Origin of the sequence: Micromonospora sp. NPDC048986, from assembly GCF_040649335.1 — a bacterium.
GTDB classification, from domain to species: domain Bacteria; phylum Actinomycetota; class Actinomycetes; order Mycobacteriales; family Micromonosporaceae; genus Micromonospora; species Micromonospora alfalfae.
The window spans coordinates 226,481-241,240 of the sequence record NZ_JBEZFJ010000002.1 but is presented as its reverse complement, the minus strand read 5'-3'; the positions used below and the strand labels follow the sequence as shown (position 1 = coordinate 241,240).

12 protein-coding genes and 1 pseudogene are annotated in these 14,760 nt (G+C 70.2%); 5 read left to right on the top strand and 8 right to left on the bottom strand.

The genetic code is table 11. The features are described from left to right. Positions 1 to 125 precede the first annotated feature (125 nt). The 4 genes and pseudogenes from AB0B94_RS06145 to AB0B94_RS06130 form a co-directional block, all read right to left on the bottom strand. Positions 126 to 1,994: an ABC transporter ATP-binding protein gene (locus AB0B94_RS06145; protein WP_357268958.1), complete on the bottom strand. Its 1,869-nt coding sequence runs from the start codon at positions 1,992 to 1,994 to the stop codon at positions 126 to 128. A 382-nt stretch (positions 1,995 to 2,376) separates the two neighbouring features. After that, positions 2,377 to 3,626, bottom strand: a pseudogene (locus AB0B94_RS06140) (DUF222 domain-containing protein). Between the two features lie 53 nt (positions 3,627 to 3,679). After that, on the bottom strand, positions 3,680 to 4,738 hold the full coding sequence (locus AB0B94_RS06135) for a transporter substrate-binding domain-containing protein (protein ID WP_357268955.1): 1,059 nt from the start codon (positions 4,736 to 4,738) through the stop codon (positions 3,680 to 3,682). A 161-nt stretch (positions 4,739 to 4,899) separates the two neighbouring features. Continuing rightward, the gene (locus tag AB0B94_RS06130) at positions 4,900 to 6,111 is read right to left on the bottom strand and encodes a chitosanase (protein WP_357268951.1); all 1,212 of its coding nucleotides are present in this window, start codon (positions 6,109 to 6,111) and stop codon (positions 4,900 to 4,902) included. 269 nt (positions 6,112 to 6,380) lie between these two features. Between AB0B94_RS06130 and AB0B94_RS06125 the strand changes: the two genes are divergently transcribed. The 3 genes from AB0B94_RS06125 to AB0B94_RS06115 all read left to right on the top strand — a co-directional run bounded on the left by AB0B94_RS06125 (position 6,381) and on the right by AB0B94_RS06115 (position 8,448). After that, on the top strand, positions 6,381 to 6,980 hold the full coding sequence (locus AB0B94_RS06125) for a sigma-70 family RNA polymerase sigma factor (RefSeq protein WP_357268948.1): 600 nt from the start codon (positions 6,381 to 6,383) through the stop codon (positions 6,978 to 6,980). Beyond that, positions 6,977 to 7,690 (top strand): hypothetical protein, encoded by a 714-nt coding sequence (locus tag AB0B94_RS06120; RefSeq protein ID WP_357268944.1) that lies wholly within the window; start codon positions 6,977 to 6,979, stop codon positions 7,688 to 7,690. Before AB0B94_RS06125 ends, AB0B94_RS06120 begins: the two co-directional genes overlap by 4 nt. A 125-nt stretch (positions 7,691 to 7,815) precedes the next feature. Beyond that, on the top strand, positions 7,816 to 8,448 hold the full coding sequence (locus AB0B94_RS06115; protein WP_357268941.1) for a hypothetical protein: 633 nt from the start codon (positions 7,816 to 7,818) through the stop codon (positions 8,446 to 8,448). 46 nt (positions 8,449 to 8,494) lie between these two features. Here the strand turns inward: AB0B94_RS06115 and AB0B94_RS06110 are convergent, their stop codons facing one another. Then, on the bottom strand, positions 8,495 to 10,120 hold the full coding sequence (locus tag AB0B94_RS06110; RefSeq protein ID WP_357268938.1) for a glycoside hydrolase family 43 protein: 1,626 nt from the start codon (positions 10,118 to 10,120) through the stop codon (positions 8,495 to 8,497). Between the two features lie 270 nt (positions 10,121 to 10,390). Here AB0B94_RS06110 and AB0B94_RS06105 point away from each other — a divergent pair, with 270 nt between their 5' ends. Then, on the top strand, positions 10,391 to 11,407 hold the full coding sequence (locus AB0B94_RS06105; RefSeq protein WP_357268935.1) for a LacI family DNA-binding transcriptional regulator: 1,017 nt from the start codon (positions 10,391 to 10,393) through the stop codon (positions 11,405 to 11,407). Positions 11,408 to 11,443: 36 nt separating this feature from the next. On the opposite strand, the gene AB0B94_RS06100 is transcribed toward AB0B94_RS06105, so the two are convergent. The 3 genes from AB0B94_RS06100 to AB0B94_RS06090 form a co-directional block, all read right to left on the bottom strand. After that, positions 11,444 to 12,151, bottom strand: a complete 708-nt coding sequence (locus tag AB0B94_RS06100; RefSeq protein ID WP_357268933.1) for an ElyC/SanA/YdcF family protein — start codon at positions 12,149 to 12,151, stop codon at positions 11,444 to 11,446. Between the two features lie 538 nt (positions 12,152 to 12,689). Further along, positions 12,690 to 12,824 carry a hypothetical protein gene (locus AB0B94_RS06095; RefSeq protein ID WP_357268930.1) on the bottom strand — a complete coding sequence of 45 codons (135 nt, stop codon included), beginning with the start codon at positions 12,822 to 12,824 and terminating at the stop codon, positions 12,690 to 12,692. A gap of 4 nt (positions 12,825 to 12,828) precedes the next feature. Then, positions 12,829 to 14,163, bottom strand: a complete 1,335-nt coding sequence (locus AB0B94_RS06090; RefSeq protein ID WP_357268927.1) for a PHB depolymerase family esterase — start codon at positions 14,161 to 14,163, stop codon at positions 12,829 to 12,831. Positions 14,164 to 14,587: 424 nt separating this feature from the next. On the opposite strand from AB0B94_RS06090, the gene AB0B94_RS06085 reads away from it, so the two are divergent. Beyond that, positions 14,588 to 14,743, top strand: coding sequence for a hypothetical protein (locus tag AB0B94_RS06085; RefSeq protein ID WP_357268924.1), 156 nt, complete (start codon positions 14,588 to 14,590; stop codon positions 14,741 to 14,743). Positions 14,744 to 14,760 lie beyond the last annotated feature (17 nt).

Here is a 14,760-nt window from a genome sequence, read left to right as displayed (position 1 = left end):
CGCCCGCCCCGGGGATCGACCCGTGGCGGGCGGCGTCCTCGTGCTGCCTGTCAGGCTGGTTGCGTCAGTGGTGCTGGTGCGGTCAGTGTTGGTGTGGTCAGTGCTGGTTGCGCCGGCCCGCTGGTCTAGATGGCGACGCGTTGCTCCTGGACTGCTGGTCCGCCCTGGGCGGCCGGTTGGTCCTGGGCGAACTGGGTGCGGTACAACTCGTGATACCGGCCGCCAGCCGCGAGCAGGTCACTGTGTCGCCCGCGTTCGACGATGCGTCCCGCTTCGACGACGAGGATCTGGTCGGCCGCCCGGATGGTGGAGAGCCGGTGTGCGATGACCACGCTGGTCCGGCCGGTGAGGGCCTCGGCGAGGGCGTCCTGAACCGCGGCCTCCGAGGTGGAGTCGAGATGCGCTGTGGCTTCGTCGAGGATGACCACGCGCGGGCGAGCCAGCAACAGGCGCGCGATGGTGAGCCGTTGCCGTTCCCCGCCGGACAGGCGGTATCCGCGCTCGCCCACGACGGTGTCCAGGCCATCGGGTAGTGAGCGGATCAGGTCGTCGAGGCGGGCCCGCCGGAGCACCTCCCACATCTCGTCCTCGGTCGCGTCCGGCTGGGCGAACGCCAGGTTGGCACGGATGCTCTCGTGGAAGAGGTGCCCGTCCTGGGTCACCACGCCCAACGCCGACCGGATCGACTCGGCCGACAGTTCACGCACGTCGACGTCGGCCAGCTTCACCGCGCCGTCCTCGACGTCGTACAGGCGAGGCACGAGCTGCGCGATCGTCGACTTGCCCGCCCCGGAGGACCCGACGAGCGCCACCATCTGCCCCGCTTCGGCGCGGAACGACACACCGTGCAGCACTTCCTCACCGCCGCGCGTATCGAGCTTCGCCACGTCCTCCAGGGACGCCAGCGACACCTTGTCCGCCGAGGGGTAGCCGAACCGGACCCCGTCGAACTCGACAGCGACCGGCCCGTCCGGAAGGGGCCGGGCGTCGGGACGGTCGAGGATCAGCGGCGTGAGGTCGAGGACCTCGAACACCCGCTCGAAGCTCACCAGCGCGCTCATCACCTCGACCCGAGCACTGGCCAGTGAGGTCAACGGCGCGTAGAGCCGCGACAGGAGCAACGCGAGGGCGACGACGGTCCCGGCGTCCAGGCTGCCCCGTAGGGCGTAGAGACCGCCCAGCCCGTAGACCAGGGCCAACGCCAGCGAGCCGACGACTGTGAGCGCGGTGATGAAGACCCACTGGAGCATCGCGGAGCGGATGCCGATGTCCCGGACCCGACGTGCCCGCGCCGCGAACTCGGCGGACTCCTCGGCCGGCCGCCCGTACAGCTTGACCAGCGTGGCGCCGGGTGCGGAGAAACGTTCGGTCATCCGGGTGCTCATCGCCGCGTTGTGCTCGGCCGCCTCACGCTGCAACTGGGCAAGCTTGGAACCCATCCGGCGGGCCGGGATCACGAAGACGGGCAGCAGGACGAGCGCCAGCAGCGTGATCTGCCAGGAGAAGGTGAGCATCACCCCCAACGTCAGCATCAGCGTGACGGCGTTGCCGACCACACTCGACAGGGTGTCGCTGAAGGCCCGCTGCGCGCCGATCACGTCGTTGTTGAGGCGGCTGACCAGCGCTCCGGTGCGGGTTCGCGTGAAGAACGCCACCGGCATCCGTTGCACGTGGTCGAAGACGGCCGTCCGCAGTTGGACGATCAACCCCTCACCGATGCTGGCGGAGAGGAACCGCGTCACTAGACCCAGCCCGGCTTCGGCGAGCGCGATCACGGCGATCAGGACGGCCAACCGGATCACCACGCCGCTGTCGGCGCCGTCGACTATCGCGTCGACCACCCGCCCGGCGAGAACGGGTGCCGCCACCGTGAGGACCGCCGTCACCACACTCAGCAGCAGGAATCTGATGATCAAAGCGCGGTGCGGCCGCGCGAACTGCGCGATCCGCTTCAAGGTGGCGCGGGACAGCGGTCGCTCATCCTGCGCGTTCATCGCGTGGTGCATAGACATCCACGCGGTAACTTCCATGCTCATTCGTTACCTCCGATACGGCAGGTTAGGACTTCACCCGAGCTTGAGGTCAAGCCGCCGCGCGAGGCTGCGGCCACGAATCGTGCACACCGGTCCTCGCCCACTCGCGCACCGGTGTCGTCCACGGCGACAGGTACCGCGCTTCAGCACCACTGCGGGCTGCTGTGCGCCCGTTTCACCGATGGCGGCGCGGTGCCCGCGATGTCGCAGCAGACCCCACTGTGAGCTGGCCTCTGCTCGGCCCGGCCGCGCCAGGTGTGCCGGACGATGTCGCTCGCCGCGTCGGCTGTCTGAGCCTGCGCTGGCATGCCACCTCGACGTGAGGTGGTGGGTTGGGCTGCTCCTATGTTCGTCGGTGGTAGTGGTTGCGGCGGGGCAGTTGCTCGGGGTCGAGCCAGGCGGGTGGGACGAACTCGGCGTGCCCGCCGTTGCCGAGCCGGACGACCCAGTCGCTCTGGTGGACGTGTCGGTGGTGGTGGCCGCAGAGCAGCACGGCGTTGTCGAGTTTGTCGGGCCGCCGTCGGCCCAGTGGTGGATGTGGTGGGCGGCGCACCAGCGGGGTGGGCGGTCGCAGCCGAGGAAGGCGTAGCCGCGGTCGCGCAGCACCAAGGCGCGGCGGAGGGGGCCGGTGATGAGCCGGCGTTGCCGGCCGACGTCGAGGACCTCACCGGTGCCGCCGAGGACGGCGGGCAGGATGGTGGCGTCGCAGGCGAGTCGGCGCACCGTGCCCGGGGTAAGGGTGAGGCCGACGTCGAGCGCGCCGGTGGACAACTGCTGGGCCAGCCCGTCGAAGCTGGTGGTGACGACGATCTGGGCGGCGTCGCCACCGCTGTCGGGCAGCTCACCTGCCCGCAGGGCGAGTCGGCACACGTCGGCGAGGGCGTCGTGGCGTCGTTGACCGGGGGATCGGGAGTCGTCCGGCCCGGACGGGGCGGTCAGTAGGTCGATGGCGGCCCGTAGCAGGCCGGCGGCTTCGGCGTCGAGGGTGCCGCTGAGTCGCAGGCGCTCGTCGGTCTGCTCGGAGAGAACGAGGTGGCGGTCGCGGGCGGCGCGGGCGGCTTCGGCCTCCAGGGCGGCGCGGGCGGCGGCGTCGGCCAGGTCGGGGGCGACGTGGTCGAGGATGCGGGTGCCGAGCTTGCGCAGGTGGGTGGGGTCGAACTGCCCAGCCCAGCCGACCAGGACACCGACTGCCCTGTCGGCGGTCGCGGCGTCGGCCGACCTGTCGACGGTGCCCATGGTGTCGGCGATGACCCGGGCCTGGTCCAGGGTGATGGTGCCCTGGGCAAGCGCTTGCCGGATGCCGGGGTGGCCGGTCTCCACGGCGATGGCGAGGTTGACCAGGCGGCGTGCGGCGGGGACGGTCAGTCGCAGACGTTCGCGCAGCCAGACCGCTGTGCAGGAGGCGCCCTGGGCGCGGGCCGTGCCGCGGCCGTCCAGCTCGCGGACCAGGGCGAGGGTGACGGCGGCGAGGCGTTGCTGAAGGCGGTGCGCGGCGTCGAGCGCGGTGATCAGGTCGCGCTCCGGAAGGGCCCAGACTGCGCCGTCGACACAGGCGGCGACTGCGTCGTCTGCCTGCGCCAACTCCTCGACCATGACCCTAGACCGGAACAGGTGTACGACAAGAATGACCCGCTGTGGCAGGTCGGTCAGTCGCAGAAGGCGGAATAGCTGTACAGCGGTTTGCCCGACCCGTCGAGATAGGGCAGATGGCGGGCGGCTGCCCTATCCCACTCCTGGTTCAGGAACAGGTCGATGTCCCGCCCGAGCGCCTGGCACAGCTTCTGGTTGCGTTTCGCCAGCCCTATTGCGTACAGCGCGTAGTCGTGTTGCTTGAACAGGACGATGTCGCGCGGATCCAGACCTCGACGGACCGCCAGGCTGACGAGGATGGAGTGGTGCATGAAGACGGCATTGATCCGATCTTCGGGATCGAAGAGTCGGAGCATGCATTCCTGCAGGCTTGAAGCGTGCTCGAAGGTCACGCCCAGGTCGTCGGGTCGAGGGTAGGTTATCGGGAGTGCGCAACCGGTCAGATCGGCGGCCACGGGTGGCTTTTTGACCTTGCGCGCGGACACGTAGATCCCGACTTTGTCCATGTAGTAGGGACCGGCGAACACGACTGTCGCATTTCGCGCTTCCCAGATCGTGTAGTTCCCCACCAAGATATCGACCCGGCCCGATTCCAAGGCCGCCGTCTGCTCTTCGGGATGCAGTTCCACGTACTGCGGCCTGAACCCGTGCCGGGCCTGTAGGTAGTCGATGAGTGCTATCTCGAAGCCTTCGTAGCGTTCGCCGTTCTTCTCGCTCCAACCTGGAATCACGCCGGTGATGCCGATCCGTAAGCGACCGGAGAGCTGCTGCGCGACGTCGTCCCCGTCAGAGGGGAGGTGGAGGAGGATCGCGGCCAGCATCGCGCAGAGCGTCACGCCGGCCAGGGTGGCGACCGGCCAGTATCGCATCCGGTGACCGCCTGCCGCACGTGCCGGGCTGTCGGTTGGGGTGCCGCTCCGCACCGCGAGAATCCCAGCCATTGTCGCTACCACCGCCACTGGTAAAGCGAGGATGGTGGCGATGTCGGCGCCTTGTTCGGGCACTCGGGCGAGCAGGAAGGTTGCCGCTGCGGTCAGTACTCCGACCGGAATGATCCAGTAGAGATCGCGACGGAAGCGCTGTGTCCGTTGCGTGACTCTCTGGCGGCCATCCACTACCGAAGGCTAATCCAGGGTCAGCTCCAGTGCAGCTATGGATAGGAGCGCGGCGAGTGACGGAAAATGAACAGTTCCTCTTTGTCAGCCCTCGGGCGGTGACGTGCGGGGTAGCCGGTCAACGGAAAGTCCGTGCCGGCGACCCCGCCACCACCACCGCCCTAGCCGATGCGGAACTGTTCGCCGTAGACGGCGAACACCAGTGGTGTGTTGAGGTTGAAGTTGCCGTTGTTGAGGAACACCCGCTGGGCGGTGTCGACGCGGGAGGTGTCCGAGTGGGCCTCCTCCTTCTTCATCTCGATGACCCGCTCGTCGAGGAACGCGTTGAGCCAGGTTCGCTCGTCGCCGCCCTGGGCCGGCGGCTTGGCCCGGTTCAGGGCGCGGCTGCGGATCTGGCGCATGCCCTCGTACCCGTGCATGACCGCCGCGTCGTAGTAGGCGAACTGGCCGAGCGCCCGGACCTGGTCGTTCTTGCCGTCGCGTACCGATGGGTTGAAGTAGACCCGGTCGCGTTCGGCCTCCTGGGCGGCCTGGAACACCGAGTCGGTGGCCGCGGTCCGCCAGTCGCGGGTGAAGTTGGGATCGAGCCCGGCGTGCGACGAGGTGCCGTTGACGTTGCGCAGCGCCGGCAGGTAGCCGGCGAGCACGTTGCCCGGCTTGGTGCGGGTGTACGCCTCGACCAGTTCGAGCATGTCGCCGGTGCCGGAGCAGAAGCCGATGATGCCGGCGGTGTAGCCCCGCCCGTCGCCGATGTCCTCGATGTAGGAGAACTGCGCGCGCCAGTCGAGCGAGGAGTTCTCGGCGGCCGAGACGAGCTGCATGGCGACGTTCTTCTTCGTCGGGTCGTCGAGGTTGGTGCCGCTCGGGGTGGTGGGCGTGGGCGTGGGGGTGCTGCCGCCGCCCGGCAGGGTCCACAGCTGGTTCGTGGTGCCGCCGCAGGTCCAGATCTGCAACCGGGCGCCGTTCGCGGTGCTCCGGTCGGTGACGTCGAGGCACTTGCCGGAGCCGGAGTTGACGAGCGCGCCGTTGCTGGCGGTCCACTTCTGCGCGCCGGTGTTGTTGCAGTCGTACAGCTGGACCTTGGCGCCGTTGGCGGTTGACGCGGCGGTCACGTCGAGGCACTTGCCGAGTGCTCGGATCGAGTTGTCGGTGTTGCCGACGGTCCACGTCTGGGCCGCGCTGCCGTTGCAGTCGTAGAGCTGGACGGCCGTGCCGTTGGCCGAGCTGGCGGCGGCCACGTCGATGCACTTACCGCCGAGGCCGGTGATCGGGCCGGCGGTCGCGGCGCTCGCCGACGGCAGGCCGTAGCCGACGGCGGCGACGCCGATCAGCAGGGTGCCCACGACGTAGGCGGCTGTTCTCTTGTGAACCATTGGTGTTCCTCGGGGAAGGGGCGGCGTGCCGCCAGCCGGTCGGTGGCCCGGCGCGACGGTTCAGCCCCGGCGGGCACCGCGAGCATCAGGAAACTGTATTAACAGATACCAGTACGTCGATTCTTCGTCAATCGACGACAGCGAGGCGTGACGGCGTCTGTTCATCCCGTCGTTGGCGGCACGTACCTGCCGGTGGCTATCGTCGGGCCGTAACTGATCTACGGGCCGGTCCATCGGAACCAGCACCGTCCGACGGACAGAAGATGGTCATGGAGTCGAGTCTGCGCGCTCGGGTGCGAGCCGGTGACCCTGGCGCGTTCGCCGAGCTGTTCGACACGTACGCGCGTTCGGTGTACAACCACGCGTTCCGGCTGACCGCCCACTGGGCCACGGCGGAGGACGTCATGGCCGCCACGTACCTACAGGCCTGGCGTTCCCGGGAGCGGGTCACCGAGGAGGGCGGTTCGCTGCGGCCCTGGCTGCTCGGCATCGCCACGAACGAGGCCCGCAACCACGCCCGCAGCAACCGTCGCTACCGCAGGGTCGCCGCCGCGCTGCTCGCCTCCGACTTCACACTGCCCGACCACGCCGACGAGGTCGCCGGCCGACTCGACGACAGCCGACGCATCGCCGCCGCCATCGACGCGCTGGCCCGGCTGCGCCGACCCGAACGCGAGGTGCTGACCCTGTGCCTGTGGGAGGGCCTCGACTACGAGTCGGCGGCGGAGGCGCTGGGCGTTCCGGTCGGCACTGTGCGCTCCCGGCTGTCGCGGGCCCGCGCCCGACTCCGTACCCTCGTCGACGCCCCGCCGCACGCCGCACGGCCGCCGGTCGCGGACGTTTCGCTCGTGGGGGAGGGCAGCCAGTGAGCGCGCCGGACCCGGCCGAGTGGGCGAGGTTCGCCCCCCACCCCGGTGACCACGACCTGCCACCGGGCCGGCACGACCTGCACCGCAGCCGCCTGCTGGCGGCGATCACGCAGGAGCCGCGTACCCGAAGAAGGGCCTTCGTGTCGATGCGGCCCGCGCTCGCGGCGGCCGCGCTGGTGCTGGCCGTGGCGGGGATCGGCGGCGGGCTCGCGACCCGGTCCGGCGACGCGCCCCCGGCCGCGCTCCCGTCACCCGAGGCCACCCGTCCGGCCGCTCGGCCGGCACCGCCGGGCCCGGCCGCCAAGAACCGTGGGTACGCCACCGTGCGCCAACTCACCGACGCGGCCGACCTGGTGGTCCGCGGCGAGGTGGCGTCGGTGATGGACGGACGGGCGGTCTACCGGGTGACGGAGGTGCTCTACCGCGCCCCGGGTGCCTCGGTGCCCGCCGAGATCATGGTGGCCGCGGAGCTGGCCGGGACAGCCGGCCGGCCGACAGTCCTCTACCTGGGCCTCGTTGACCCGGGTACGCGCGTCTACCACCCGCTCGGCGGCGAGTTCGGGATCTTCGACGTCGCCGGGGAGACGGCCACCAGCCGGTCACCGGCGATGTCGGTGACCGGCCTGCGTACCGCGGACGCCACCGCCACGGGTCGTGCGTTCGTCACCACGGTGGCCGAGCTTCGTCAGCTCGCGCGCGAGCGGCAGTGACCCCGGAAAGCTGAGCCCGAAAAAAAATGGAACTCGGTGCCCGGGACGCACAGATAGAAGGCGTGAGCAGTGCCGCGTTCCGCGCGAGACGGCCCGGGACGGCACCGAGACGCGAGGAGCGTTCCATGGCAGTCGACCTTCGCCGTGCCCGGCCGCTGTGGGCCACGGCCGCCGCCGTGCTGTCCACCGCGGCCCTGGCCGCCTGTGGCAGCGGCGGTGGCGCCGCCCCGGCCACCGCGCCCGCCCCGAGCAGCGCCGCCCCGAGCAGCGCCGCCCCACCGACCGACGTCGCGCTCCCGCCGATCAAGGGCAAGCTACGTGGGTACGCCACCGTGCGGCAGCTCAGCGACACCGCGGACCTGGTGGTACGCGGTGAGGTCGAGGCGGCCGGATTCCGGGTCGACGAGGTGTTGCGCGCGACGACCGGATCGACGGTGCGGGCCGGGGCGCGGATCACGCTCGCCCCGCTGCCCTCCGGCGTGCCGGACATGGCGCACATGTCGAAGCTCGAGGCCGGCCAGGTCGTGGTGCTCTACCTCGCCCAGGACCCGGCGGACCCGGCGGCCCCGACGTTCCGGACGCTCAGTGGCGACTTCGGCGTGTTCGACCTGAGCGGGTCCGGCGCGGGGGCCGTCGCCACCACCCGCTCGCAGACGATGGCCGTCAGCGGTCTGAACGCCGAGGACCCGGCCGCGTCCGGCCACGGGTTCCGCACCACTCTCGGCCAGCTGCGGGCCGTCGCCGCTCAGACGAAGTAGGACGAGTGGGCACGCGGGCGGCACCCGCCGAGTGCCGCCCGCGTGGTCACTGTTCCCGGTAGGTGGCGAGGTCGAAGTCGGCGTGCACGCCGTCGCAGCCCAGGTCCTGCACCCACAGGCCGAGAAACGCCCCGGTGAAGCCCCACGCCGCCGGCTCACCGTCGATGATCAACGCGGCGTGCTCGTCGGACAGGATGGTCGCGTCCAGCTCGACAGGTAGCCGCTGCCAACCGGCACCGAGGTCGTAGTCGAAGCGCACCGCCGGCCCTTCGAAGACGGCCCGCAGACCGACCCGGGTGGCGCCGTCGACGTCGACTGTCAGCTCGGGGTACGCGGTGCGCCGCCCGTTGTCGGAGCTGAGCAGTTCCAGCACCGTCCGGCCGTCGTCGGCCCGGGTCAGGTAGAGGTGGTACCAGTTGAGCGTGTTGTAGTAGGCGGTGATCCCGGCGAGCTGACGGTGGTCGGCCGGTTCGAACTCCACAACGGTCTCCAGCGAGCACTCCCTTGCGCCGACCCGTCGCCCGACCAGGCTGGGTGCCTGTCGACCGACCGGCGACTGTCCACCGTGGACACGCAGGTAGGACGGGCGGGTGTGCAGGTCGATCCAGTCCGGGGTGGCCGGTCGACGCAGCGTCGACCAGCACGGGCCCAGCTCGGGGGCGTCGAAGTGGTCCGTCTCGGGCTCCGCCGGCCACTGGTGCGCGGGTAGGTCGGGCGCGACGACGTCGTCAGCGGGCACCCCTCCGGCGATCCGTGGCCAGCCGCCCGACGGCCACTCGACCCGCTGGATGGCTGTCTCCCGACCCAGCACGCAGTTGCCCAGCGGAGAGTACGGGCGGCCCACCAGGTGGGCCAGGTACCACTCGCCGTTCTGCGTGTGCACCAGGCTGCCGTGACCCGCCTTCTGCAACCGCAGGTCGGGCCGCCCGAAGGAGGTGAGCAGTGGCCCGTCCGGGGCCACCTCGTACGGTCCGAACAGTTCCCGGGACCGCGCCACGGTGACCTGGTGCTCCCAGCTGGTGCCGCCCTCGGCGGTGATCAGCCAGTACCAGCCGTCGTGGCGGTACAGGTGCGGACCCTCGGTGACCCCGGCCGGGGAGCCGGTGAACAGGATGCGGGGGCTGCCGACCAGACGGCGCGCGGCCCTGTCGTACTGCTGGATCTCGATGCCGCCGAAGCGGTCGCGGCCGGGCCGCCAGTCCGCGCTCATGCCCAGCAGCCAGGTGGTGCCGTCGTCGTCGTGGAACAGCGACGCGTCGAACCCGCGCCCGTGCAGTTTCACCGGATCGGACCAGGGGCCGGTGATGTCCTCGGCGGTGACCAGGAAGTTCTGCGGATCCCAGTAGCCGCTGGCGAAGCTTGCCACGTCGCTGTAGACGAGGTGGAACTGACCGTCGTGGTACGTCAGGTCTGGCGCCCACACCCCGTTCGAGTCGCCGCATCCGCGCAGATCGAGCAGGCGTCGGTCGGTGATGATGCCACCCAGGCTGCGCCAGTTGACCAGATCGCGCGAGTGGTGCACGAGCACGCCCGGATACCACTCGAAGGTTGAGGTGGCCAGGTAGTAGTCGTCGCCGACGCGCAGGATCGACGGGTCCGGGTGGAACCCGGCGAGGACGGGGTTGCGGATCGACCGGGTAGCGGTCGCCACGTTAGCGATGTCGGTCGACACGAGCACTCCTCTGGACGGCTGTCTGAAACTTCCGGAAAATCGCACTCCGGATCGCTGGAAGCTCTGCTTACGCTAGCCGGTCTTTTCGCAATAGGACAGAGGTCTTGACCGCTGAGACAACAGCTCGTAGCGTGCCGGCCATCGATCGACATTACCGGCGAAGCAATGAAAGTTTCGGAGATCCATAGCTCCCCACCCCGCCCGTTCAGCCGGATGACGACGCGCCAGCGCGAGCAGACCTGAAGTTTCCAGCAGGACGCAGGGGGGACCGTGGGCACTGAGAACGGCCGAAACGTCACCATCGCCATGATCGCGCGGTTGGCCGGAGTCTCCGTGCCCACCGTCTCCCGGGTCATCAACGGCCGTTCTGACGTCGCCCCCGACACCCGGGAGCGCGTCGAGGCGCTCCTCAACCGGCACGGTTACCGACGCCGCTCACCGTCCCGGCGTACCGACGCCGCCCTCATCGACCTGGTCTTCAACGACCTGGACAGCCCGTGGGCCGTGGAGATCATCCGTGGGGTGGAGGACGTCGGCCAGACCAACGGCGTCGGCACCGTCGTGTCGGCCATCCACTGGCGCATCTCCTCGGCCAAGCAGTGGCTCGACAACATGCGTACGCGCTCCACTGAGGGAATCATCTTCGTGACCTCGATGGTGAACCCACCGTTGCAGGCCGAGCTGCGGCGGCTGCACCTGCCGGTCGTCATCATCGACCCGGCCGGGGTCGACCCGCAGGAGTCACCCACCATCGGCGCCACCAACTGGGCGGGCAGCCTCAGCGCCAACCAGTACCTGATCAGCCTCGGGCACCGCCGCATCGGCTTCATCGCCGGCCCGCCGCACCTGATGTGCAGCCGGGCCCGGATGGACGGCTACCGGGCCGCCCTCGGCGCCGCCGGCATCCCCGTCGACGACGCCCTGATCCGCCCCGGCAACTTCTACCACGAGGCCGGCTTCACAGCCGGTACGCAGCTGCTGGCCCTGCCCGACCCGCCCACCGCCATCTGCGCCTCCAGCGATCAGATGGCCCTCGGCGTGTACGAGGCGGTCCGCAAACGGGGTCTGCGGGTGCCCGACGACGTCAGCGTGGTCGGCTTCGACGATCTGCCGGAGGTGCGATGGTGCTCGCCACCGCTGACCACCGTCCGGCAACCCCTGGCCGAGATGGGCATGCTGGCCGCGCGGACCGTGCTGCGCCTCGCCGGTGGCGAGAGGACCGAGAGTCCTCGGGTCGAACTCGCCACGGAACTCATCGTCCGCGACAGCGCCCGCCCGCCCCGCTGAACGGCGCGGTTGGCGCGAACGCGTTCGGTGCTGACGTCAGGCGTCCCGCAGAGCGTCGTCGATGCCGGTCTCCCGGCGGCCGAGGTGTGCCGGGTCCCGACCGGAGAGCAGCTCCAGCGCGGCCTTCAGGCACGCGCCGTTCTCCCGGGACGAACTGAACCACCACGTCTGGGCGTACCGCTTCGCGCTGTCGTCGCCCACGCCGTTGGCGTTGATGCCGAGGCGCCGGCACAGCGCCACGGCACGCGGAAGGTGGAAGCTCTGGGTCACCACTGTGGCCTGCCGTACACCGAAGATCCGCTCAGCGCGCGCACACGAGTCGTACGTGTCGAAGCCGGCGTAGTCCGGCACCACCTTGTGCGCTGGTACACCCCGCTGCACCAGCCAGTTCCGCATCGCGGCGGGCTCGTTGTAGTCGGCGTTCATGTTGTCGCCCGACACCAGGATCGCCCGCACCTTGCCGGCGTCGAACAGCCGCCGCGCGATCTCCAACCGGGCGGTGAGGACGGGTGAGGGCGTGCCGTCGGCGTCCACCTTGGTGCCCAGGACCAGGGCGACGGGGGCGTCCGGCACCTCGGCCTCGCCGTAGAGGTGGCCCTCGGCGATGTCGCGGATCCACGTCACGCTGGCCACAGTGCCGCCGGTCAGCACCACGATCCCCACCGCGAGTGCGAGGACCGTACCGCGGACGAACCGCCGGTGCTCCCCGTACCACCGTCTGGCCGCGCCGAATCGTCCCCGCATGCCGCAAGGCTATTCCGGCCGCGCCCACGACTGTCGTCGGCGTACCCGCTGACCATTCCGACCAGCAAACGAAGGCAGTTGTCTATGGACAATCGCTCACTGTTAGCGTTAACGTGACGGACAGTCGTCGATCCTCGACCGAGTTCGGGCCGCTGTGACGGAGCTGTCGCCATTGGCCCGGGGCGGTTGAACGACGATCGTGGCGTGGGGCGGGTGGCACGTTGGCCGGCGCGAGACGGCCCGAGACCACCCCGGGCGACCCGCGCGCCACGCGGCCGAGGCATGAACGGCCACCGGGATTCCAGGGCACCGCAGCAGCCGGACAGTCGTGCGACGACAACCGGTTCGCTCACCTGCCCAGCGGGCGTCGATGGGCAGGAGCCCGCACCTGGGCCGCTCTGATGACGACCGTCGGCCCCCAGCCCTGGCCGCCGGGTCGCGTCCCGCTGTTCGGAGTCCGGGCCCGAGCAGCGGGACGCCACCCTGGCCCGAGCCGGGGGCGCCGTCATCCTCGGCGGCGCGACATCACCGCCACCGGCTACCGCTGAGCGCGCCCACCGGCCGACCTGCGCCGGGCGACGGCCACCAGCAGACCGGCGGCCCGGCTCGGAATGATCCCGAGCCGGGCCACCCGCCGCACGAGCAACCGACGGGGCACGCCGTCGTCGGTCACCGCGTCAGCTTCGGGTCCACCGCTGGCTGTTGGTGCCGTTGCAGCTCGACAGGACCGCTGGGGTGCCGTTGGCGGTTCCGGCGGCGTTGGGCGTCAGGCAGAGGCCGGACTGCACCCCGGTCACGGTGCCGTCGGTGTTGACGTTCCACTGCTGGTTGGTGCCGCCATTGCAGTCCCAGATGATCACCCGGGTACCCGGCGATGTCCCGGCGCCCTCGGCGTCCAGGCACTTGGCGCCGTACACCTGGAGTTGTTTCGCGGCGGTCGACGTCCACTGCTGGTTGGTGCCACCGTTGCAGTCCCACAACGCCAGCTGCGTGCCGTTGGTCTGCGACCGCGACGGGACGTCCAGGCAGCGGTTGGCGCCGGCGTTGCGCAGCGGTGCCGACGTGCCGCCGGGTGGTGGTGTGGTGGGGCTCGTGCTGTCGAAGCCGAGGAACCGGATGGCCTGCGCGGCGTCGAACGGGATGGAATGGCCGTACCCCTGGAAGCTGATCGCTTCGACGGGCGCCGTGCCGCCGGTGCCTCCGTATCGGGTACGGGTGGCGCTGGTCTGCGGGGAGTCGGTGAAGCTGGGGGTCTGCGACACGCCCTGCACGTTTGTCCACTGCTTGATCTGCTCGCCGAAGTTGACGTAGCTCAGCGTGGTGTCAGTGGTGCCGTGCCAGATCTGGAACCGGGGACGCTTGCCGGAGTAGCCGGGGTAGGCGTTGCGGACCAGGTCACCCCACTGCTGCGCGGTCCTGACGATCCGCCCGCCGGAGCACTCGCTGTTCCACTCCGCGCCGTTCGTGGTGGCGAAGCACCCGAACGGAACCCCGGAGGAGCTGAACCCGGCGTGGAACAGGTCCGGGTAGAGGCCGACCATGACGTTGGTCATCATGGCGCCGGAGGAGAACCCACCAACGCCGATCCGGTTGGCGTCGACCGGGTAGCGGTTCCGGACGAAGTCGACCATGGACTTGAGCCCGACCGGATCGCTGCCGCCGTCGCGCCGCAGGGCCTGCGGCGACGAGACGTCCCAACACTTGCTGCTGCGGGTGACCGACGGGTAGATCACGATGAAGCCGTAGCGGTCGGCGAGGGTGCTGAGCCCGAAGCCGCTGTGCACCGCCGGACCACTGCCGGTGCAGTAGTGCAGGGCGAGGAGCAGGGCCGGCTGGGCCGCGACCCGGTCCGGCACGTACAGGTGCATCTGGAGGTTCGTCGGGTTGGTGCCGAAGTTGGTCACCTGGGTGAGCGTCGCGGCCGACGCCGGGGTGGCGACAGTGACCACGGCTGTCATCGTCGCCAGGGCCGTCGCCAGCGCGGCGGCCAGCAGTGCGATCCTTGATCTCATCGGCGGTTCCTCTTGTCGTGAGTCGGGGACCCGGCGGCAGCACGACGGTCCGGCGCGGGCGGTCGACGGCGGCGCCTGGGCGGTCCCGGGGCGCGCGACGTCCGCCGCGCGTCGCCGGCGGCTGCGGACAGATCCTGATGGGACGTTCACCTGCCCAGGGACGTCCTGACCACTGAGGTCGGACCAGCGAAGGGCCTCCCGGTGAGCCACGGACGCTGATCGCCCCGCATCGACTGTGAGCGATAACATGCCGTTCGTCAAGCCGTAACGTATGACGTCTGTCGATCTCATGTCGAGCGTTCACGTCTTCCACAGGTGGAGAGTGGGTGCCACAATGAGGCCGGCGCTCAAGCGGTCACCGCTGGGCCCGGGGGAGGGCCTTCCGCAGGAAGCGGACGGTGGGCACGAACCCGGAGGCCGTCTCATGACCCATCTGCCAGACACCACTGCCATCTCCGGCGTGGTCGATCTGCTCGTCGGCGTGCTGCAACTGGCCGCCGCGGTCGTCACCCTGCTGGCTGCCGCGCAGGTCCGGCGGCGTCGTTCCGGGCGCGGCGAGCGCGGCGAAGAGGACACCTGACGCGCCTTGAGATTGTC

Bases quoted from the DNA above. Each gene is read 5' to 3' on its own strand.
- AB0B94_RS06145 (WP_357268958.1), bottom strand. From the start codon at position 1,994: ATGAACGCGCAGGATGAGCGACCGCTGTCCCGCGCCACCTTGAAGCGG.
- AB0B94_RS06130 (WP_357268951.1), bottom strand. From the start codon at position 6,111: ATGGTTCACAAGAGAACAGCCGCCTACGTCGTGGGCACCCTGCTGATC.
- AB0B94_RS06125 (WP_357268948.1), top strand. From the start codon at position 6,381: ATGGAGTCGAGTCTGCGCGCTCGGGTGCGAGCCGGTGACCCTGGCGCG.
- AB0B94_RS06115 (WP_357268941.1), top strand. From the start codon at position 7,816: ATGGCAGTCGACCTTCGCCGTGCCCGGCCGCTGTGGGCCACGGCCGCC.
- AB0B94_RS06100 (WP_357268933.1), bottom strand. From the start codon at position 12,151: ATGCGGGGACGATTCGGCGCGGCCAGACGGTGGTACGGGGAGCACCGG.
- AB0B94_RS06090 (WP_357268927.1), bottom strand. From the start codon at position 14,163: ATGAGATCAAGGATCGCACTGCTGGCCGCCGCGCTGGCGACGGCCCTG.
- AB0B94_RS06085 (WP_357268924.1), top strand. From the start codon at position 14,588: ATGACCCATCTGCCAGACACCACTGCCATCTCCGGCGTGGTCGATCTG.